General features: G+C 59.2%; 22 protein-coding genes. 6 read left to right on the top strand and 16 right to left on the bottom strand.

Going from position 1 to position 19,050, the window contains the following annotated elements; genetic code table 11:
• Window positions 1–63: 63 nt before the first annotated feature.
• From BLX89_RS01410 to BLX89_RS01380, 7 genes are all read right to left on the bottom strand, one after another.
• Window positions 64–897, bottom strand: coding sequence for a phosphatidate cytidylyltransferase (locus BLX89_RS01410; RefSeq protein WP_075288864.1), 834 nt, complete (start codon window positions 895–897; stop codon window positions 64–66).
• Window positions 897–1,646, bottom strand: a complete 750-nt coding sequence (locus BLX89_RS01405) for an isoprenyl transferase (protein WP_075288863.1) — start codon at window positions 1,644–1,646, stop codon at window positions 897–899. The genes BLX89_RS01410 and BLX89_RS01405 overlap by 1 nt, the downstream gene beginning before the upstream one ends.
• Before the next feature lie 36 nt (window positions 1,647–1,682).
• Window positions 1,683–2,243, bottom strand: coding sequence for a ribosome recycling factor (gene frr, locus BLX89_RS01400; protein WP_075288862.1), 561 nt, complete (start codon window positions 2,241–2,243; stop codon window positions 1,683–1,685).
• Between the two features lie 48 nt (window positions 2,244–2,291).
• Window positions 2,292–3,014, bottom strand: coding sequence for a UMP kinase (gene pyrH, locus BLX89_RS01395; protein ID WP_075288861.1), 723 nt, complete (start codon window positions 3,012–3,014; stop codon window positions 2,292–2,294).
• A 152-nt stretch (window positions 3,015–3,166) separates the two neighbouring features.
• Window positions 3,167–4,090 (bottom strand): translation elongation factor Ts, encoded by a 924-nt coding sequence (tsf, locus tag BLX89_RS01390; RefSeq protein ID WP_075288860.1) that lies wholly within the window; start codon window positions 4,088–4,090, stop codon window positions 3,167–3,169.
• A 257-nt stretch (window positions 4,091–4,347) separates the two neighbouring features.
• Window positions 4,348–5,115, bottom strand: a complete 768-nt coding sequence (rpsB, locus tag BLX89_RS01385) for a 30S ribosomal protein S2 (RefSeq protein WP_075288859.1) — start codon at window positions 5,113–5,115, stop codon at window positions 4,348–4,350.
• Between the two features lie 193 nt (window positions 5,116–5,308).
• A complete protein-coding gene (locus BLX89_RS01380; RefSeq protein WP_075288858.1) occupies window positions 5,309–6,145 on the bottom strand; it encodes a cell envelope integrity EipB family protein in 837 nt (278 codons plus the stop codon).
• Window positions 6,146–6,299: 154 nt separating this feature from the next.
• Between BLX89_RS01380 and BLX89_RS01375 the strand changes: the two genes are divergently transcribed.
• Genes BLX89_RS01375 through BLX89_RS01360 form a run of 4 tightly spaced genes read left to right on the top strand, consistent with a single transcriptional unit; the run spans window position 6,300 to window position 9,160 of the window.
• Window positions 6,300–6,767 carry a RidA family protein gene (locus tag BLX89_RS01375; protein WP_075288857.1) on the top strand — a complete coding sequence of 156 codons (468 nt, stop codon included), beginning with the start codon at window positions 6,300–6,302 and terminating at the stop codon, window positions 6,765–6,767.
• A gap of 12 nt (window positions 6,768–6,779) precedes the next feature.
• On the top strand, window positions 6,780–7,511 hold the full coding sequence (locus BLX89_RS01370; RefSeq protein WP_075288856.1) for a glycerophosphodiester phosphodiesterase: 732 nt from the start codon (window positions 6,780–6,782) through the stop codon (window positions 7,509–7,511).
• Entirely contained in the window at window positions 7,508–8,701 is a 1,194-nt protein-coding gene (locus tag BLX89_RS01365) for a GNAT family N-acetyltransferase (RefSeq protein WP_075288855.1), read from the top strand. The genes BLX89_RS01370 and BLX89_RS01365 overlap by 4 nt, the downstream gene beginning before the upstream one ends.
• A 33-nt stretch (window positions 8,702–8,734) precedes the next feature.
• Window positions 8,735–9,160 (top strand): HIT family protein, encoded by a 426-nt coding sequence (locus BLX89_RS01360; protein ID WP_075288854.1) that lies wholly within the window; start codon window positions 8,735–8,737, stop codon window positions 9,158–9,160.
• Window positions 9,161–9,163: 3 nt separating this feature from the next.
• Here BLX89_RS01360 and BLX89_RS01355 read toward each other — a convergent pair whose 3' ends face one another.
• The 8 genes from BLX89_RS01355 to BLX89_RS01320 form a co-directional block, all read right to left on the bottom strand.
• Window positions 9,164–9,508, bottom strand: coding sequence for an AzlD domain-containing protein (locus BLX89_RS01355; protein ID WP_075288853.1), 345 nt, complete (start codon window positions 9,506–9,508; stop codon window positions 9,164–9,166).
• Window positions 9,505–10,239 carry an AzlC family ABC transporter permease gene (locus BLX89_RS01350; protein WP_075288852.1) on the bottom strand — a complete coding sequence of 245 codons (735 nt, stop codon included), beginning with the start codon at window positions 10,237–10,239 and terminating at the stop codon, window positions 9,505–9,507. The genes BLX89_RS01355 and BLX89_RS01350 overlap by 4 nt, the downstream gene beginning before the upstream one ends.
• A gap of 73 nt (window positions 10,240–10,312) precedes the next feature.
• Window positions 10,313–12,841: an ATP-dependent Clp protease ATP-binding subunit ClpA gene (gene clpA / locus BLX89_RS01345; protein ID WP_075288851.1), complete on the bottom strand. Its 2,529-nt coding sequence runs from the start codon at window positions 12,839–12,841 to the stop codon at window positions 10,313–10,315.
• 9 nt (window positions 12,842–12,850) lie between these two features.
• On the bottom strand, window positions 12,851–13,204 hold the full coding sequence (gene clpS, locus BLX89_RS01340; RefSeq protein WP_075288850.1) for an ATP-dependent Clp protease adapter ClpS: 354 nt from the start codon (window positions 13,202–13,204) through the stop codon (window positions 12,851–12,853).
• 248 nt (window positions 13,205–13,452) lie between these two features.
• Entirely contained in the window at window positions 13,453–13,803 is a 351-nt protein-coding gene (locus BLX89_RS01335) for a phasin family protein (RefSeq protein WP_075288849.1), read from the bottom strand.
• A gap of 234 nt (window positions 13,804–14,037) precedes the next feature.
• Window positions 14,038–14,241, bottom strand: coding sequence for a DUF3126 family protein (locus BLX89_RS01330; RefSeq protein WP_075288848.1), 204 nt, complete (start codon window positions 14,239–14,241; stop codon window positions 14,038–14,040).
• Between the two features lie 149 nt (window positions 14,242–14,390).
• Window positions 14,391–15,218, bottom strand: a complete 828-nt coding sequence (gene cysE, locus BLX89_RS01325; protein ID WP_075288847.1) for a serine O-acetyltransferase — start codon at window positions 15,216–15,218, stop codon at window positions 14,391–14,393.
• Window positions 15,219–15,299: 81 nt separating this feature from the next.
• Window positions 15,300–16,085, bottom strand: coding sequence for an alpha/beta fold hydrolase (locus BLX89_RS01320; RefSeq protein WP_075288846.1), 786 nt, complete (start codon window positions 16,083–16,085; stop codon window positions 15,300–15,302).
• Window positions 16,086–16,256: 171 nt separating this feature from the next.
• On the opposite strand from BLX89_RS01320, the gene BLX89_RS01315 reads away from it, so the two are divergent.
• A complete protein-coding gene (locus BLX89_RS01315) occupies window positions 16,257–16,505 on the top strand; it encodes a zinc-finger domain-containing protein (protein ID WP_075288845.1) in 249 nt (82 codons plus the stop codon).
• 39 nt (window positions 16,506–16,544) lie between these two features.
• Window positions 16,545–17,684 (top strand): FAD-dependent monooxygenase, encoded by a 1,140-nt coding sequence (locus BLX89_RS01310; RefSeq protein WP_075288844.1) that lies wholly within the window; start codon window positions 16,545–16,547, stop codon window positions 17,682–17,684.
• On the opposite strand, the gene BLX89_RS01305 is transcribed toward BLX89_RS01310, so the two are convergent.
• The gene (locus BLX89_RS01305) at window positions 17,685–18,875 is read right to left on the bottom strand and encodes a cystathionine beta-lyase (RefSeq protein ID WP_075288843.1); all 1,191 of its coding nucleotides are present in this window, start codon (window positions 18,873–18,875) and stop codon (window positions 17,685–17,687) included. It lies immediately after the preceding gene.
• Window positions 18,876–19,050: the final 175 nt, after the last annotated feature.

Below are 19,050 nucleotides of genomic sequence, written 5' to 3'. Positions count from 1 at the left end.
TCCCGGTCGACCTTGCGGCCGCAACTGTGGATCATCCTGTGATTCTCGATGCCAGCCCTCGTTCTAGAGGCCAAGCAATGCCGCGCCGACAAGTTGCCCCTGTGCACCTTGCGCCAAAATGGTCATCAACGCCACGAAAAGCGCCGCGAAACTTGCAAAAACGAGCCCGTCCACGCGATCCATCACGCCACCGTGGCCAGGGATGATACGTCCGGAATCTTTTACCCCGAAGCGACGCTTAATGAATGATTCGAAGAGATCGCCAATCTGGCTGAACACAGAGAGGACCGCCGCCAAAATGGGGATGCGCACGTCAAGGGACGAAAATTCAACCATGTAGACTGCGGTTCCGGCCAGAACACCCGACAATGCACCCCCGATGGCGCCCGACCAGGTCTTGCCGGGTGAAATTTTCGGAGCCAGCTTCGGCCCGCCGATGGCGCGCCCGACGAAATAGGCCAGAATGTCGGTGGCCCAGACGACCGCGAAGACAAAAATCATCGCAATTAGACCGATATGCGCGTCGTCGCGAATGGCAGAAAGCGAAATGCCGGTCAGCCCCGCATAGACGATCCCGCCGGGCAGCCACCAGCTGCCCTTGCGAAGCAGCACCCACGCGATGGCGACAACCGTCGACAAACCGAGAACGGGCAAGGTCCAGGCAATCTCGCCCAGCAGCACGAGGCCGGCAATGACGACCTGCGACAGCCAACCAAAGGCGTTGCCCTGCAAATCGTTCTCACCGAGCCGGGTGATGGTCGACCATTCGGAATAAACGAGGAGGGCAATAACGATCGCAAGCACACTGAAGGCGATGCCGCCTGCCCATGTTGCGGCCAGAGCGACGACAGCAAGCAAAATGCCGGAGATGATCCGGAGCTGCAATTCCTTTTGCATCAGGAGCCGACCGCCAGCGTTGCCGGCTGTTTTGACAGGCCCCCGAAGCGACGCTCCCGCGCCGCATAACGGTCCAATGCAGCAAGAAAGCTGTCACGGTTGAAATCAGGCCAGAGCTCCGGCACGAACAGCAATTCGGAATAGGCCGACTGCCATAACAGAAAATTCGAAAGCCGCTCTTCGCCGCTTGTGCGCAGCACGAGGTCGGGATCGGGAATGCCTGCCGTATCCAGCCGGCCCGCGATGCGCTCGGGGGTGATCTGGTCAGGCTGCAGCAGCCCTTCCTTCACGTCCATCGCCAGAGAACGAACGGCGCGCGCCAGTTCGTCACGGGCTCCGTAATTGAACGCGATGACCAGCGTGATGCCGGTGTTGTTGCGCGTCGTGTCTTCCGCTTCCAAAAGCAGCGGCAGGATGTCGCTGCGCAGGTTCGTCTTGTCGCCGATCACGCGGATGCGCACGTTCTGGCGATGGAGATCGGCCAGATCCCGACGGATAAACGCCTTCAGCAAGCCCATGAGATCGGAAATCTCGTCTTCCGGCCGGGTCCAGTTTTCCGATGAAAAGGCAAAGAGCGTGAGGTAGCGGATGCCGAGTTCGCCCGCGGTGCGAACCGCCTCACGAACCGCTTCGACACCCTTGCGGTGCCCCATGGTGCGCGGCAAGCCGCGCGCATTGGCCCAGCGCCCGTTGCCGTCCATGATGATGGCAACGTGGGTGGGAACATTTCTCAAGGGCGATATAGACATCGATTGTCCGGAAAAGAGAGACTCGAAATATGCAGATTATACCTGCATGATTTCCTTTTCCTTCTCGCTGAGCAAGCGATCGATGTCCGAAATCATGTCATCGGTAATTTTCTGGACCTTTTCCGACTGGCTACGGCTCGTGTCCTGGCCGATATCACCGTCCTTTTCCGCCTTTTTCAAGGTGTCCATGCCGTCGCGACGCACGTTGCGGATCGCGATCTTGGCCTTTTCGGCATAATCATGGGCAACCTTGACCAGTGACCTGCGGCGCTCTTCGTTGAGTTCCGGCAGGGGAATGCGCAGATTCTGGCCATCGACGATCGGGTTGAGGCCCAGATTCGATTCGCGGATTGCACGATCGACGGCGCCGACCATGGATTTGTCCCAGATGGAGACACCGAGCATACGGGGCTCCGGAACGGTAATGTTGGCGACCTGGTTCAGCGGTACGCGCGAACCGTAGGCTTCGACCATCACCGGATCGAGAACGTTGGCCGAGGCGCGGCCGGTGCGCAGCGATGCAATGTCGCTCTTGAACGCGTTCACAGCACCATCCATGCGGCGCTTTACATCGTTCAGATCAATACCTTCACTCATGGATCAAACTCCCGTTTTCGACGACGCCCTGAGGTATGATGTCGTGTATCAATTGTCGGTAACGATGGTTGCCCGGCCACCGCCGGTCAGAATTTCCGCAAAACCACCCTTCTCGTGGATAGAGAAGACGATGATCGGAATCTTGTTTTCGCGTGCCAGCGCAACGGCTGCGACGTCCATGACAGCGAGCCCCTGTCGCAGGACCTGATCATGGGTCAGATGGTCATAGCGGGTGGCGGTTGTGTCCTTCTTCGGATCGGCCGTGTAGATGCCATCGACCTGCGTGCCCTTGAAGATGGCTTCCGCACCGATTTCGGCCGCACGGAGAGCGGCAGCCGAATCCGTCGTGAAGAACGGGTTGCCCGTACCGCCGGCGAAGATCACCACGCGGCCGAGCGACAGGTGATATAGGGTCGCACGCTGCGAAAAGCTTTCGCAGATTTCCGGCATGGCGATAGCGGAGAGAACGACCGTGTCGATGTCGAGCTTGCGCAGCGATGTCGCCAGAGCGAGCGCGTTGATGACGGTCGCCAGCATGCCCATGTGGTCGCCGGTTACCCGGTCGCCGCCCTTGGAGGCTACGGCCACGCCACGGAAGATGTTGCCCCCGCCGACGACGACGCCGACTTCGACACCCATGGCACGGGCTTCAGCGATATCCGACGCGATGCGGTCGGCAACGGCAACATCGATACCGAACCCCTGGTTGCCCATCAGGGCTTCGCCGGAGGCCTTGAGCAGAACACGCTTGTAGAGTGGTTTCGCCGACATTATCGCTCCTGAACAAAAATGATGTGTCCGCGCGACCTCCGCCGATCGGGCGATCGAATGCGGGCCAGCGCCAAATATGGTGATGCCGGATACACGAAGGGCACCGCGTTGTCACGCGATGCCCTTCGGTTTTCCAGATCAGGATGAAGAAATCAACCCTTGGCGACAGCGGCCACTTCTGCTGCGAAGTCGCTTTCTTCCTTCTCGACACCTTCGCCGAGGAGAAGACGGGCCATGCCGGTGATTTCGATCGGCGCGCCGACCGACTTCTCAGCTTCCTTGACGGCTGCTTCGACGGTCAGGTCGGGGTTCATGACGAAAGCCTGCGACAGCAGGGCAACTTCCTCGAAGAACTTGCGCATGCGGCCTTCGACCATCTTTTCGATGATCGCGTCCGGCTTGCCGGATTCGCGAGCCTGCTCGATGAAAACGTTGCGCTCGCGCTCGGCGACGGCAGCGTCAACTTCGCTCGAACGGATGGCGAGCGGGTTCGTGGCAGCGATGTGCATGGCAACCTGGCGGCCGATGGCGTTCAGGGCGTCCTTGTCACCGGTCGACTTCAGCGCGACGAGAACGCCGAGCTTGCCGAGGCCGTCAGCAACCGAGTTGTGGATGTAGGTGGCGACAACGCCTTCTTCGACCGACAGGAGAGCCGAACGGCGCAGGGTCATGTTTTCGCCGATGGTGGCGATCGCATCGGTGATAGTTTCGGAAACGGACTTGCCGGTCGCCGGATAGGTGGCAGCAGCGATTGCTTCGACCGAACCGTCAGTGCTTACAGCAACATTGGCGATGCCGCGAACGAGGTCCTGGAAGGCATCGTTGCGGGCAACGAAGTCGGTTTCGGAGTTCAGCTCGACAACGACGGCCTTGGTGCCGGCGGAAGCGATACCGATCAGGCCTTCGGCAGCAGCGCGGCCCGACTTCTTGTCGGCCTTGGCAATGCCCTTGGCGCGCAGCCAGTCGATTGCGGCTTCCATGTCGCCATTGGTTTCAGCCAGGGCCTTCTTGCAATCCATCATGCCTGCGCCGGTCTTTTCGCGCAGTTCCTTCACCATTGCTGCAGTAACGCTCATCTTCTTTGCCTCTTTTGCTTGTTCGGCTGGTGTGCTGCCAGAAATCCGGCGCGCGACCAGGAGGGTGTGGCAGGGCATGACCCCTGAATGTGACATCGTGATGAAGAATCATCATGAAGAACGCCGCGGAGTTTCGAAATGGCGCAAAGCCGTTTCCTCCGGGGCAAATGAACAAGGCCGTTTACATCTTCGATCGCAAACGGCCTTGTCCAGATTTTACGTCGAGAAGCGGCCGGTCACCCAGCCGCCTGTCCCGATCAGGCTTCGGCAGACTCTTCGAGAGCCGGCTCGAGCGGCAGGTCTTCTGCGGCGCCGAGGTCACGGCCCGAAGCGCCCTGCTGACGAGCAATACCGTCGAGAGCAGCGCGCGAGATCAGGTCGCAGTAGAGCGAGATCGCACGCGAAGCGTCGTCGTTGCCGGGGATCGGGAAGTCGATCTGGTCCGGGTCGCAGTTCGAATCGATGATAGCAACGACCGGGATGCCGAGACGCTTGGCTTCCTGGATGGCGATCGATTCCTTGTTGGTGTCGATGATGAACATCAGGTCCGGAACGCCGCCCATATCGCGGATACCGCCGAGAGCGCGGTTCAGCTTTTCGCGTTCGCGCTCAAGGTTCAGACGCTCCTTCTTCGAATAGCCGGAGCCTTCTGAAGCGAGGATCTCGTCGAGCTTGCGCAGGCGCTGGATCGAGTTCGAGATGGTCTTCCAGTTGGTCATCATGCCGCCGAGCCAGCGAGCGTTGACGTAGTACTGGGCCGAACGCTTGGCAGCGTCAGCAATGATTTCCGAAGCCTGACGCTTCGTGCCGACGAACAGAACGCGGCCGCCCTTGGCAACGGTGTCGCTGACGGTCTGAAGCGCGCGCGAAAGCAGCGGTACAGTCTGTGCGAGGTCGATGATGTGGACGTTGGAACGTTCGCCGAAGATGTACGGCTTCATCTTCGGGTTCCAGCGGTGGGTCTGGTGGCCGAAGTGAACACCAGCTTCCAGAAGCTGGCGCATGCTGAAATCAGGCAATGCCATGCCTTTTTCTCCTTTTCCGGTTAACCTCCGCAGGGCAAACAGCGTCTTCTCTTGAAGATCGCCACCGGCGGAACCTTCCGGATTTCTCCCGGAAAATCCCAAACCCTGCGTGTGGAATGGGGTGGCCATACAGCGGACCGCCCCAGAAATCAACCCCTCGCCCAAGAAAAGCGAGGCGTCGCGCTGTCCTCAATTACTTGCAATCGCCGGGCTGGAACAGTTCCAGATCGGCAAGCTTTCCGCTGAGGACGAAATCGCCGTAGTCCATGGTGAGATCGCGGGTAATGCCGTTTTCATAGAGCTTGAACTCCATGCGGTAGATCGGCAGCGCGTCACCTGCGCTATCGTCATTGAAGTAGGAGATCGTCACCGGCCAATAGGCTTTGTCCGCCATCTCGCCTGCCTGGCTCACATCAGGATCATTTTCCAGCGGTCCGCGCTGCTTGCCGACCAGCGTCGTGGTGATCAGCGTCTTGTCGCCCGAATCCGAGCCGTCAAAGATGCGCGATTCGAACAGGGTTTCGCCCTTCTTCGCCTTGTCGATGACTTCAAGCATGTGCTCGGTCGGGAACAGGCTCTGAGCAAGATCGACCTTGCGCTTTTCCGGCTCCGTCAGATCGACGACAACGCCCGCCTTGTCGTCATGCGCCGAGCCGCGAACTTCCTTGTCGAGCTTCTCATCGGTGAAGGAACGGGTGAGGAAACGGAAGTTGCCGCCTTTTACATCCTCATACGTCGTGGTTTGCTGGTCGGTAAGCTTTACCTCTTCACCGTTGTCGACCTTGGTGACGAAACGGAAGCTGACCGTATAGCCTTCGCAGGCAGAACCATTGAACTCGTAGACCATGCGGCCATACATGCCGGAAATGCCGGAGCGTTCGGAGGCGTCTTTCAGCTCAAGGTCATACACTGCGCGATGCGGCACGAGCCCACTGCCCGGCGCGGCATGAGCGGCCGTCGCCGTCACACCCGAGATACATGCCCATGCCATAGGGACCCCTGCCATGACGGCAATGCCTGCACGAAACATCCGTTTCCTCCTGTTGGACTCGCTGACGATGCTATAGAACACCCACATCAGAAGCGAGGCACATCCGTTCTCGAAGTGTACATGACGACTTCGTGAATCTCGGCTGTGCATGCCGCATTTGCAAGCAAAACACAACATTCTCCGGGAGCCATTCATGTCCGCAACGATCGAAGCCCGTCTTAAAGAACTGGGAATCACCCTGCCGCAGGCCGCCGCACCGGCTGCAAACTACGTTCCCTACGTCATCAGCGGCTCGCTTCTTTATATCTCAGGCCAGCTTCCGATGGAAAACGGCAAGGTCGCAATCACCGGCCATCTCGGCGATGACGTTGACGTGCAGACCGGCCAGCGCGCAGCCGAACTTTGCGCCATCAACATCCTGGCCCAGGCTAGCGCCGCACTTGGCGGCGATCTCGGCCGCATCACTCGCGTCGTCAAGCTCAACGGATTCATCGCCTCCGTACCGACCTTCGTCGAGCAGCATCTCGTCATGAACGGCGCCTCGAACCTGATCGCCACGATCCTCGGCGATGCCGGCAAGCATGCCCGCGCCGCCGTCGGCATGGCTGCCCTGCCCTTCAATGCCGCCGTCGAAATCGACGCTGTCCTCGAAATTGCCTGACGGATCGCAGCAATGAAGGATATTTCCTGGTTGACCGCGCAGCCGATCGCGCATCGCGGCTATCACGACATGAACCACACGATCTGGGAAAACACGCTTTCCGCCTTTTCCCGCGCCGTCGAAAACGGCTACGCGATCGAGTGCGACGTGCAGTATTCGGCCGATGGCGTGCCGGTGATTTTCCATGACGACGACATGCAGCGCCTCTGCGGGATCAGGGGCGATGTGCGCTCGAAGACGGCAGGCGAACTCGCCCTGATGGCCGTCGGCGGTACAGCCGATAAGGTTCCCTCGCTCGGTCAGCTCTTGCGAATGGTCAAGGGTCGTGTTCCGATCATCGTCGAGCTCAAGGGCCGCAAGGGCGACGATGATGGGTTTGCCGATGCTGTGGTCGAAACGCTTGAGGGTTATCAGGGGCCTGTAGCCCTCATGAGCTTCGACCACTGGCTGCTCAAGGACCTGAAGGCGCTCGATCCACCCTATCCTATCGGTCTGACGGCAGAAGGCGCCAATCCGGACACCTTCTTCGTTCACGAAGAAGCGATGCAGCTCGGGCTTGATTTCATTTCCTATTTCTATGGACATCTGCCAAATTCGTTCGTCACGGCGCAACGCACTCAGGGTCGTCCAATCATCACCTGGACGGTTCGTGACAGTCAGGCCGTCGAGCACACCTTTGCCCATGCCGACCAGATGACGTTCGAGGGTTTCGACCCCAAGCAAGGATCTGCCGCCCACGTATGACCGGCGAGATAAAAATCCGAGTAGAGACCTCCTTTGCCAACATCGCGAAGGACGAGTGGAACAGCCTCTCCGGCGCGGCAAAGGGCCAGCCGGGGAGCATCTACAATCCGTTCCTGTCGCACGCCTATCTCTCCTCTCTGGAGGAATCAGGCTCGGCGGTGGCGGAGACGGGTTGGCTTGGACAACATCTGCTGATCGAGGACGACACCGGCCGAATTTCCGGTGGCCTCATCTCCTATCTCAAGAACCACAGCCAGGGTGAATACGTCTTCGACCACGGTTGGGCAGACGCATTTTCCCGCGCAGGCGGGCACTACTATCCAAAACTGCAAAGCTCCGTGCCGTTCACACCGGCGACGGGCCCCCGACTTCTCATACGCCCGGGCGAAGACCGGGATAGCACGCAAGCCGCCCTTGCTGCAGGCTTGACCGAGCTCACCCGCCGTCATGGCGCTTCATCCGCGCACATCACCTTCCTGCCGGAAGACGAACTGCCGACGCTCGAGGCAGCAGGCTTTCTCCATCGTACGGACCAGCAGTTCCATTTTTCCAATGCCGGATATGGTTGCCATGACGATTTTCTGGAAACACTCGCCTCGCGAAAGAGAAAGGCACTGAAGAAGGAGCGGCGCGCCGCGCTGGAGCATGGGATCACGATCGACTGGCTGACCGGCGGTGATCTCACCGAGCGCATCTGGGATCAGTTTTTTACCTTCTACATGGATACCGGAAGCCGCAAGTGGGGCCGCCCCTATCTGACCCGGAAGTTCTATTCGCTGATTGGCGAGCGCATGCCGGACGACATCCTGCTGGTCATGGCAAAGCGCAATGGCCGCTATATTGCCGGCGCGATCAACTTCATCGGTGGCGACGCGCTTTATGGCCGCCACTGGGGCGCAATCGAGGATCATCCGTTTCTGCACTTCGAGGTCTGCTATCATCAGGCCATCGATTTTGCGATCAGCAAGGGTCTTGCCCGTGTCGAGGCGGGCGCGCAGGGCGAACACAAGCTCGCCCGTGGGTACATGCCGATGACGACCCATTCGGCGCATTACATCTCGCATCTGGGGTTGCGACGCGCCGTCGCCGATTATCTCGTGCGCGAGCGGCACGAGGTGGAAGAGATCGGCGAAATCCTTGGCGAGCACAGCCCTTTCCGCAAGGGCGAGCGCCAGCAGCATGACGATTGAAACACGAAGATCACTTCAGGGAAGGAACGGGCCATGAGCGGCTATGACGACAACAACATCTTCGCCAAGATCCTGCGCGGCGAAATCCCTTCGCACCGCGTCTATGAAGATGATGCCGTAATTGCCTTCATGGACGTCATGCCGCAGGCGGAAGGCCATACGCTTGTGGTCCCCAAAGCGCCGTCGCGCAATATTCTTGATGCCGATCCTGCAACGCTGGCAGCGCTCATCCCAGTCGTGCAGAAGATCGCGGTCGCGGCCAAAAAGGCCTTTGATGCCGATGGCGTCACCATCATGCAGTTCAACGAGGCACCTGCCGGGCAATCGGTTTTCCATCTGCATTTCCATGTCGTACCCCGCAAGGACGGCATGGCGATGAAGCCGCATTCAGACGGAATGGAAGATGGCGCGGTGCTTGCCGCCAATGCCGAAAAGATCAAGGCTGCGCTTGGACAATAAGGATCAAAAGCCCAGCATATAGAGGCCGGTCGCGAGGGTCAGAATAGCCGCCGCGATCCCCACGGCCGGTTTTTGAGCCGCGGCAAAGAAGGCAGCGGCTCCCACGGCAATCGAGCCCAGTCGCAGCCAGAGCGGCGAGGTTTCCAGAACGCCCGTCGGATAAAGGATGAGCTTGGCAACGACGGCTGCCACCAGTGCGGTCGCAACAGCCCTTACCCAATTCAGCGCCTCGGAATCCTCCCGAAGCCTGTTGCCGGCGACAACCCCCAGCCAACGCCAGATGTCGGTCGCGAGCCAGCCGGCAACCGCGATGAAGACATATGGCCACCATCCCTCGAAGCCTGTCATCGACCGCCCTCCTGCTTCTGCCGCCAAAGCTTTTCACCGGCCCAGGCAAGCGTTCCGCCGACCAGCCCGGCCAGCAGAATATCGAACTCGGGAAAAAGCCAGTAAAACAACGGCCCGGCGGCGAGACCCAGCACCAGCGCGATGTGGATCACACGATGGCGCGCTGAATTCCAGATGGATGCGAGAAAATAGACCGGCGTCAGGAAGAAGAGACAACCCGCCACGATCGGCGGAAAGGTTGCGACATAGCGATAGGCTATGGCAACGAGCAGCATGTTGGCGAGCACCAGCGTAATGCCGAAGCCGGCGAAGAACGAAACGCGGCGTTCGCGGGGAACGCTTTCGACCTTCTCCATCGCATAGACCCAGGCGGTGATCGCCACGAAATGCGACAGGAACAAGAGCAGCCAGGTCGGTGTCCTTTGCCCCCTGATCTCCGGCACGAGTGCGGCCACCATCGGCATCATGCGCACGGACGATAGTGTGACTGCGATAAATGCGGTCAGAAGATTGGCACCAGCCATCATGGAGCCGACGAGGATAACCTTGGCCGGCAGGGCCCAGACCGCGCCTGTCATGAAGACCACCTGCTCCACCGGAATGCCCGCCTGGACGGTGAGTGCACAGAAACCGATGAAAGACAGCATCAGGATGATGGCCGGGAGACTGATGATGCCGCGCATGCCCACCAGAAACCAATGGGTATGGGACGCGATGTTCTCCTGCTCCATAAACGTGCCTGCAATCTCGACATAAAAAGATGCCGGGCTTTTAACCCGGCATCACACTCTCATCAGCCAGTGCTTACTTCTTGCGCGGCACCTTGGGGACGGTGCGGCCCTTGCGGGGTGCTTCGGCCGCAGCAGCCGGTGGTGTCTCGGCCTTGGCTGGGGCCTTGGTCGCGGCAGCTTTCTTCGGCTTCGGCTTTACATCGCTGTCAGCACCCACGGTCTCGACATCCTTTGGCTTGGCAGCCTTGGACTTTTTGACCGGTGTCACGATCTCGGCCTTCGGCTTGATACGGGCCGTTTCCGGAACCGCATCGAGCAGGATGCCCTTTGTGCCGTCCGTCTTGATACCGACAGAAACGGTGACGACGCCGCCCTTCTTGAGCTTGCCGAAGAGGATTTCGTCGGCGAGCGGCTTCTTGATGTTTTCCTGGATGACGCGTGACAGCGGCCGCGCACCCATCTTTTCGTCGTAGCCCTTCTCTGCAAGCCAGGCGATCGCATCGGGGTGCAGATCGAAGGTGACGTTGCGTTCGGCAAGCTGGGTTTCCAGCTGCATGACGAACTTCTGCACGACCTGATGGATGACCGGCGTCGGCAGCGAGCCGAACGGGATCACCGCATCGAGACGGTTGCGGAATTCCGGTGTGAAGAGGCGGTTCAGCGCCTCCACGTCATCGCCCTCGCGCTTGGACGAACCGAAGCCGAACGCGGCCTTGGCCATTTCCGAAGCGCCCGCATTGGTCGTCATGATCAGGATCACGTTACGGAAGTCGATCTTCTTGCCGTTGTGATCCGTCAGCGAGCCATGGTCCATGACCTGCAGCAGGATGTTGAACAGGTCCGGATGCGCCTTTTCGATTTCATCGAGCAGCAGCACGCAATGCGGATGCTGATCGACGCCGTCGGTCAGCAGACCACCCTGATCGAAGCCGACATAACCGGGAGGTGCGCCAAGCAGCCGCGAGACCGTATGGCGTTCCATGTATTCCGACATATCGAAGCGCAGCAGCTCGACGCCGAGCGAGGCGGCAAGCTGCTTGGCGACTTCCGTCTTGCCGACGCCGGTGGGGCCGGAGAAGACGTAGGAGCCGATCGGCTTGTTCGGTTCGCGCAGGCCGGCGCGTGCCAGCTTGATCGCAGACGACAGGGCCTCGATTGCCAGATCCTGACCGTAGACCACCGAGCGCAACTCCTTCTCGAGGTTGGCGAGAACAGTCTCGTCGTCTTTCGAAACGGTTTTCGGCGGAATGCGGGCCATAGTGGCGATCGTGACCTCGATCTCCTTTTCGGTGATCAGCTTTCGACGCTTATTGGCGGGAAGCAACATCTGAGCCGCACCGGTCTCGTCGATCACGTCGATCGCCTTGTCCGGCAGCTTGCGGTCGTTGATGTAACGGGCCGAAAGCTCTACGGCCGACTTGATAGCCTCGTTCGAGTATTTCAGCTTGTGATAGTCCTCGAAATAAGGCTTCAGGCCCTTCATGATCTCGATGGCGTCGTCGATCGTCGGCTCGTTGACGTCGATCTTCTGGAACCGACGGACGAGCGCCCGATCCTTCTCGAAGAACTGGCGATATTCCTTGTAGGTGGTCGAGCCAATGCAGCGGATTGCCCCGGAGGACAAAGCCGGCTTCAACAGGTTCGACGCATCCATGGCGCCCCCCGACGTCGCTCCCGCACCGATGACGGTGTGGATTTCGTCGATGAACAGAACCGCACCCGGATAATCTTCCAGTTCCTTGACGACCTGCTTCAGGCGCTCTTCGAAATCGCCGCGATACCGCGTGCCGGCAAGCAGAGTGCCCATGTCGAGCGAGAAGATGGTCGCATCTTCAAGCGCTTCCGGCACCTTCTTCTCGACGATACGCTTGGCAAGGCCTTCGGCGATCGCGGTCTTGCCGACGCCAGGGTCGCCAACATAGAGCGGGTTGTTCTTCGAGCGGCGGCACAGGACCTGGATTGTGCGGTTGACCTCGGCATGGCGACCGATCAGCGGATCGATCTTGCCGACCTTGGCCTTCTCGTTGAGGTTGACGCAGTATGCCGTCAGAGCGTCCTGCTGCTTCTTGGCGCCGCCCTCTTCCTGGTCGCCACCACGAGGAGCCTTCTGCTCTGACTCGGATTCGTCTGTACCACGCGGCGTGCGGCTCTCGGACGTTCCCGGACGCTTGCCGATACCGTGAGAGATGAAGTTGACCGCATCGTAGCGGGTCATCTCCTGTTCCTGCAGGAAATATGCGGCATGGCTTTCGCGCTCGGCGAAAATCGCGACGAGCACATTGGCGCCGGTCACTTCTTCGCGACCGGAGGATTGCACATGGATAACAGCGCGCTGGATGACACGCTGGAAGCCAGCGGTTGGTTTGCTGTCCTCGTCATAGCCCGTCACCAGATTGCCGAGCTCGTTGTCGACATAGTCGGAGACTGTCTTGCGAAGACTGTCGAGGTTGACGTTGCACGCGCCCATCACCGCCGCAGCATCCGAATCGTCAATCAGCGCCAGCAGCAGGTGCTCGAGCGTTGCGTATTCGTGATGACGCTCGTTGGCCAATGTGAGAGCCTGGTGCAGCGCCTTTTCAAGGCTGGTCGAAAATGTTGGCACGTTCGTTCCTCATTTCTTTTCCATGACGCATTGCAACGGATGTTGATGCTGGCGGGCAAAATCCATTACCTGCGTCACTTTGGTTTCGGCGACCTCGTAGGTGAACACGCCGCACTCGCCCACGCCATGATTGTGAACATGCAGCATGATGAGGGTCGCCGCTTCGCGGTCCTTCTGGAAAAAACGCTCCAGAATGTGGATCACGAACTCCATGGGCGTGTAGTCATCGTTCAGAAGCAGGACACGATACAGGCTGGGCTTCTTCGTCTTGGGCTTTGTCCGGGTGATAACGGAGGTGCCGCGGTTGCCATTCCCGGCGTCCCCGTCACCTTCACCCTGCATCCGGACCGGCATTACTGTCATGCGTCTTCATTCCCTTGGTCGTATCGCGCTAAGTGCGAGTGGTCCGCGACCTTACGTGACACATAATCTAGTGGTTCTTTTTACGATTTTAAGGCCGTTCTTCCGCACTGCAATCACAATTGCATCGTCATGGCGAAGATTGACTACTTTTCTTGTGCCGGCCTATCGGCACGGAGGGGGCAACAACAACGAAAAACCGGCCGTGAAACCACGACCGGTCGCAACAATCAGAATTTCAGGTCGACCGATTAGGCTGCGGCGGCCTTGACAGCAGCCGTTGCCTTGGCAACCGGCGCTTCGTAAGGCTTGTAGGCATCCTTAGCGAGATCGGCATACATTTCGCCAAGCTTCTGGGCTTCGGCCACGTAGCTCTCATAAGCAGACTTCAGGTAATTGGTCTGGAGCTCAAACGCAGCTTCGACGCTCTTTACGGAAGTAAGCTTCTCAAAATGAGAAACGCTCTCCTCGAAGGCCTTCTTGGAGTAGTCGGCAGCTTCCGTCGCGATCGCCTGAAAACCCTTGGTCATCGATGCGTAGCTCTTCAGAGCCGTGTCGATGGTTTCCTTGCTCTTCTTGTTGGCATCTTCGAAATTGAACATTGAGGCGCTCCTTTTTTCCAACCCTCGAATGCCAGTAATCTTATGTGCACTGCACAAAAAAGTCAATATATGCGTGCAACGCAATAAAACTCAATCCCACCAACAACTTGCGCGATTTGGGACAAATTCATCGAAATTTCACAAAAACCCGCCGAAAAAGTATGATTTTTTAAAGAAAACCCGGCCTGAAAAGCTTCAGACCGGGTGAAATTCGTAAGAATCTACTTTCAGCGATCACAGGTCGATATCGAGGACCGCCATCGAGAAGTTGTAGGAGAGTTCGCCATCTTCCTCATCGCGGAAGATCACGCCGAGGAACTCGTCGCCCAGATAGACTTCTGCGGATTCATCCTTGCGCGGACGCGCCTTGATGACGATCGACTGATTGAATGTGCGCTTGAAGTAGGCTTCGAGCTTGCGGATTTCTTCTGGCTTCAAGACGTTTCTCCATGAGCTTTAAAAGTGCGTCGCTTCTCGCACAGAGGTTCAAGAGGTGTAAACCCGTAAAGGGGCCGGAGACTGCCAATTCACACCGAACAGGCAACCGGAAAACGCGAGGGTACGGGAACAGGGGTACAGAACGTTGATCAGATCTCGTAGGAGGCGAGGATCTGGTCCATGGAACGGGAGGGCTCGGAGCAACCGGCTTCGCCGACCACGCGCGCCGGCACGCCGGCAACCGTCGTCTTCGGCGGCACCGCCTTCAGCACCACGGAACCGGCCGCGACGCGCGAGCAATGACCGATATGGATGTTGCCCAGAATTTTTGCGCCGGCGCCGATCAGAACGCCATTGCCGATTTTCGGATGGCGATCGCTGCCCTCTTTGCCGGTGCCGCCAAGCGTCACGCCATGCAGGATCGACACGTTGTCTCCTATCACGGCCGTTTCGCCGACGACAAGGCCGGTTGCGTGATCGAGGAATATCCCCTTGCCTATACGGGCAGCCGGATTGATATCCGTCTGGAAGACCGACGAAGACCGGCTCTGCAGATAGAGCGCGAAATCGCGGCGGCCGCGTTCGAGCAGCCAGTGTGCGAGGCGATGGGTCTGCAGGGCGTGAAACCCTTTGAAATAGAGTACGGCCTCGATGAAGCGCGTGCAGGCGGGATCGCGGTCATAGACGGCCTGGATGTCGACACGCAGGATCGAGCCCCATTCCGGCCATTCATCGAGCATTTCGGCAAAGGTCTGGCGCAGGAGGTTCGCCTGCAGGTCCGGGTGATCGAGACGTTCACAGATCCTATAAATCACAGCATCCTCCAGCGAGCGCTGGTTGATCACCGTCGAATAGAGGAACGCGGCCAGAAGCGGGTCCTGGCTTGCGGCAATGCGCGCCTCTTCCTGAAGACTGTCCCAGATGGGGTCCATGATCTTCAGGGTTTCGGTCGGGCGAATGTCTGTCCTGGCGACCATAGTCGCACTCCTTCGTGATCCGTCGTCTTTTCAGATATAAGGCAAATCGCCGCCAATAGAAATGGGCGGCAATCTGCTTCTTCAGGCTTGGCCGAATGTGGTCAAGAATTCCAATACAGCTTTCTTGAAAACCCTGTCTCCCACCGCAAGCATGTGGTCGCGACCTGGGATATCGAGCGCTTTCGCATGGGGCATGATGGCCGCGAGCTCCTGGGCGGAACCGGCGATATCGTCCTTTGTTCCGACCCCGATCAACGTGGGCACATCGATGCGCTCCATGTCGTCAACGGTCAACAGGTCGCGGGAGGTGGAAATGCAGGCGGCAAGCGCCTGCCGATCGCTTTTCGTCTGGTCTGCAAAGGCGCGAAACATGCGACCTCGCGGATGGCTGACATCATCGAGCGACGGCGCAAGCAGCGCGTCGGCAATCGGATCCCAGTCGCCGACGCCCGTCACCATGCCGATTCCAAGGCCGCCAAAGACGATCGAGCGAACGCGGTGCGGATTGGCCAGCGTCAGGAACGCCGTGATGCGCGCGCCCATCGAATAGCCCATGACGTTCGCGGACGCGATGCCCAGATGGTCGAGCAGGGCGATCGCATCGGACGCCATCGACTGTGGATGATAGACAGATGGATCATGCGGCTTGCTGCTTGCCCCATGGCCACGGTTATCAAGTGCGATGACGCGGTATCCGGCGTCTCCCAAGGTCTTGAGCCAACCCGGGAACACCCAATTCACATTCGCGCTGGAGGCAAAGCCGTGAATAAGCAGGACCGGTGCACCGGACGGATCGCCCTCGTCGAAATAGGCAATCGATAGTCCATCATGCTTGAATGTCGAGAATGGAGGGGGATTGAGATCCATGGCATCGCGTCCGGCAGGTCTGAATTTTGGCGGGAACCTATTCGTTCCGTTGGCGCGATTAAACCCCTACCCCTCAAAAAACGCCGGGCAGCGACATCTTTGCCGCTACACATTTACGTCAAAGCTTTCTATGGTGCGCCACAACAATCACATTGAGACTTGGAGCATCACATGGCCGGGCACGGTATTCCCCACTTCCAGAACGACGGCGGTCATCAGGTGATCGAAATCGGCGTGAAGGAATTCATGTGCACGGGCGCCTCGGTTCCCTACGATCATCCTCACATCTACATCGACATGGGCGACGACAACGAAAAGGTCTGCTCCTACTGCTCGACCCTCTATCGCTACAACCCGTCGCTCAAGGCCAGCCAGACCGTTCCGGACGGCTGCGTCTTCCACGATCACAAGGCGGCCTGATCGCTTCTGCGATCCCGCCTTTCCTCACAGTCGCACACCATGGCTGAAACCGGTCCCATCATGATCGCGGGGGCCGGCATCGCCGGCCTGACGGCAGCGCTTTCGCTTGCCCGCAAAGGTTTCGCCTCAACGATTGTCGACCAGGCGAAAAGCCTGAGCGAGGTGGGTGCCGGGCTGCAACTCTCCCCGAATGCAACACGCATTCTCGAAACGCTCGGTCTTGGACCCGCGCTTCAGCGGGTGTGGCACCTTCCGCCCGCCGTCTCGCTCGCCGATGGCACATCTCTACGCACGCTCGCCACAGTACCGGCTGGCGATTTCGCGTTGGAGAGATGGGGAGCGCCTTACGCCGTTCTGCATCGCGGCGATCTGCAGCGTATGCTTCTCAATGCTGTAAAAAACGAGCCCCTCTGTACGCTGCGTCTGGGAGACCGTTTTGATACCAGTCAACCGCCTGCAGGTAACAGCCTCCTTGTCGGGGCCGACGGCGTCTGGTCACGCACGAGATCGCGCCTCCAACGTACCGGAATATCACGTTTTACCGGCAATGTTGCGTGGCGCATCACGTTACGAGAGGCGGACATTCCGCCTGTTCTGAATACGCATCGGGTGACGGCTTTTCTCGGGCACGGCGCGCATCTTGTCGCCTACCCCTTGAGCCGAGGTCGATTCAACATCGTCGCGATATCGAAAGGTTCGGCCCTTGGGGAAAACTGGAGCGGAGAGGCCCGGGATCGCGGTGACTTGCTCAACTCTTTCTCCGGCTGGAACCCTGCCCTGACCGATCTGCTCGCCAAAGGCGACAACATCACGCGGTGGCCGCTGCATGAGGTGACGGAAGGCGCATGGCATGATGGCGAGCACACGATCCTGATCGGCGATGCGGCCCATGCGATGATGCCGTTTGCCGCGCAAGGGGCAGCCATGGCGATCGAAGACGCCTTCGAACTTGCCCATTTTCTGGCGGGTCGCGGCATCAATCAACAGGCGCTAAAGGCCTTCAGCGAGCATCGAAAGAAACGTATCGCGCGCGTTCGTACACGCGGCGCCTTTAATCGCTTTGCCTATCATGCGGCCGGCCCCTTCCGGATCGGCCGCAATCTCGTTTTGTCCCTGCGAAAGCCGGAGAGCCTCGCTAAGGATTTCGACTGGCTCTACGGCTATCGCGCTTTGGATTGATCAGACCGCGGCCGCGGCTGCAAGTCCAGCCTCTATATCCCGGCGAATATCGGCGACGTCTTCCAGACCGATCTGCAGGCGCAGGACCGGGCCCTCGGTCGGCGCCTTGCAAATACGGCGATCCGACAGGCCGACATGGACCGCAAGGCTTTCGAAACCGCCCCAGGAGTATCCGAGGCCGAAGAGACGAAGCGCGTCCAGGAAAGCGTGTGCCTTGGGTTTGAACTGCTCGGCGCTGTCGACCTTCAGCACGAAGGAGAAGATGCCGCTCGCGCCCTTGAAGTCGCGCCTCCAGAGATCGTGGCCGGGGAAACTCGGCAAGGCCGGATGCAGCACCCGGGCAACGTCTTCGCGCTCTTCCAGCCAGCGGGCGAGATTGAGCGCGCTCTCTTGATGCCGCTCGAGCCGAACGCCCATCGTGCGCAGGCCCCGCAGGATCTGGTAACTGTCATCGGGCGAACCGCAGATGCCAAGCGTGATGTTGGCTTCCTTCAGTTGATCCCAGTGCGTCTCATTGGCCGAAACCGTGCCGAGCAGAATGTCGGAATGGCCGGACGGATACTTGGTCGCCGCATGGATCGAGATATCGACACCATGGTCGAGCGGCTTGAAATAGAGCGGCGTCGCCCAGGTGTTATCCATCGTCACGACACAGCCATGGCGATGAGCGGCGGCAGCGATCGCGCCGATATCCTGCATTTCAAATGTATTCGAACCGGGGGCCTCGGTGTGGACGAGCTTCGTGTTCGGCTTGATAAGCGCCTCGATGCCGGCGCCGATCATCGGGTCGTAGTAATCGACCGTCACGCCGAGGCGCTTTAGCATCGTGTCGCAGAAATGACGGGTCGGGAAATAGACCGAATCGACAATCAAGGCGTGGTCGCCCGCGGACAGAAACGCCAGGAACGGAACCGTGACGGCTGCGAGACCGGACGGGACGAGAATGGTGCCGGCTGAGCCTTCAAGCGCATCGATGGCTTCACACAATGCGTCAGTCGTCGGCGTACCGCGGGTACCGTAGGTGTATTTCTGCGCTCTGGTTTCCATCGTGCGGGCGTTGGGAAACAGCACCGTGGAGGCATGAACGACCGGCGGATTGACGAAGCCGTGAAATTCTGTGGGATCGTTGCCGATATGGGAAAGCCGCGTATTCATACCGGCTTCATCAAGGAAGCTTTTCTTGTCGCTCATGGGAAATCCGTCTGCGAGGAGGGTTTATCGAGGCGACTTTTCAGCCCCGCGCGCGCATCGGTCAAGTCCTGAGTTGTTACCACGACAATAGCGCGCCCGCTGCAGAATTGTCGTTTTTTTGATCATTCCCTGCCCTGATCCGCAGAAAACTGCCCATTCGCCGGGCGTATCGCAG

It is taken from the genome of Pararhizobium arenae, assembly GCF_001931685.1.
GTDB lineage: Bacteria > Pseudomonadota > Alphaproteobacteria > Rhizobiales > Rhizobiaceae > Pararhizobium > Pararhizobium arenae.
Note: the sequence above shows the minus strand (reverse complement) of the source record. Positions and strands in the feature narration are given on the sequence as shown.

Excerpts from the sequence above, each read along its gene's own strand:
- BLX89_RS01305 (WP_075288843.1), bottom strand. The coding sequence starts at position 18,875 with ATGAGCGACAAGAAAAGCTTCCTTGATGAAGCCGGTATGAATACGCGG.
- BLX89_RS01355 (WP_075288853.1), bottom strand. The coding sequence starts at position 9,508 with ATGACAGGCTTCGAGGGATGGTGGCCATATGTCTTCATCGCGGTTGCC.
- BLX89_RS01320 (WP_075288846.1), bottom strand. The coding sequence starts at position 16,085 with ATGGATCTCAATCCCCCTCCATTCTCGACATTCAAGCATGATGGACTA.
- cysE (WP_075288847.1), bottom strand. The coding sequence starts at position 15,218 with ATGGTCGCCAGGACAGACATTCGCCCGACCGAAACCCTGAAGATCATG.
- BLX89_RS01370 (WP_075288856.1), top strand. The coding sequence starts at position 6,780 with ATGAAGGATATTTCCTGGTTGACCGCGCAGCCGATCGCGCATCGCGGC.
- rpsB (WP_075288859.1), bottom strand. The coding sequence starts at position 5,115 with ATGGCATTGCCTGATTTCAGCATGCGCCAGCTTCTGGAAGCTGGTGTT.
- BLX89_RS01375 (WP_075288857.1), top strand. The coding sequence starts at position 6,300 with ATGTCCGCAACGATCGAAGCCCGTCTTAAAGAACTGGGAATCACCCTG.
- BLX89_RS01410 (WP_075288864.1), bottom strand. The coding sequence starts at position 897 with ATGCAAAAGGAATTGCAGCTCCGGATCATCTCCGGCATTTTGCTTGCT.
- BLX89_RS01350 (WP_075288852.1), bottom strand. The coding sequence starts at position 10,239 with ATGGAGCAGGAGAACATCGCGTCCCATACCCATTGGTTTCTGGTGGGC.
- BLX89_RS01405 (WP_075288863.1), bottom strand. The coding sequence starts at position 1,646 with ATGTCTATATCGCCCTTGAGAAATGTTCCCACCCACGTTGCCATCATC.
- tsf (WP_075288860.1), bottom strand. The coding sequence starts at position 4,090 with ATGAGCGTTACTGCAGCAATGGTGAAGGAACTGCGCGAAAAGACCGGC.
- BLX89_RS01335 (WP_075288849.1), bottom strand. The coding sequence starts at position 13,803 with ATGTTCAATTTCGAAGATGCCAACAAGAAGAGCAAGGAAACCATCGAC.
- BLX89_RS01360 (WP_075288854.1), top strand. The coding sequence starts at position 8,735 with ATGAGCGGCTATGACGACAACAACATCTTCGCCAAGATCCTGCGCGGC.
- BLX89_RS01365 (WP_075288855.1), top strand. The coding sequence starts at position 7,508 with ATGACCGGCGAGATAAAAATCCGAGTAGAGACCTCCTTTGCCAACATC.
- BLX89_RS01310 (WP_075288844.1), top strand. The coding sequence starts at position 16,545 with ATGGCTGAAACCGGTCCCATCATGATCGCGGGGGCCGGCATCGCCGGC.
- BLX89_RS01315 (WP_075288845.1), top strand. The coding sequence starts at position 16,257 with ATGGCCGGGCACGGTATTCCCCACTTCCAGAACGACGGCGGTCATCAG.
- pyrH (WP_075288861.1), bottom strand. The coding sequence starts at position 3,014 with ATGTCGGCGAAACCACTCTACAAGCGTGTTCTGCTCAAGGCCTCCGGC.
- clpS (WP_075288850.1), bottom strand. The coding sequence starts at position 13,204 with ATGACAGTAATGCCGGTCCGGATGCAGGGTGAAGGTGACGGGGACGCC.
- BLX89_RS01380 (WP_075288858.1), bottom strand. The coding sequence starts at position 6,145 with ATGTTTCGTGCAGGCATTGCCGTCATGGCAGGGGTCCCTATGGCATGG.
- frr (WP_075288862.1), bottom strand. The coding sequence starts at position 2,243 with ATGAGTGAAGGTATTGATCTGAACGATGTAAAGCGCCGCATGGATGGT.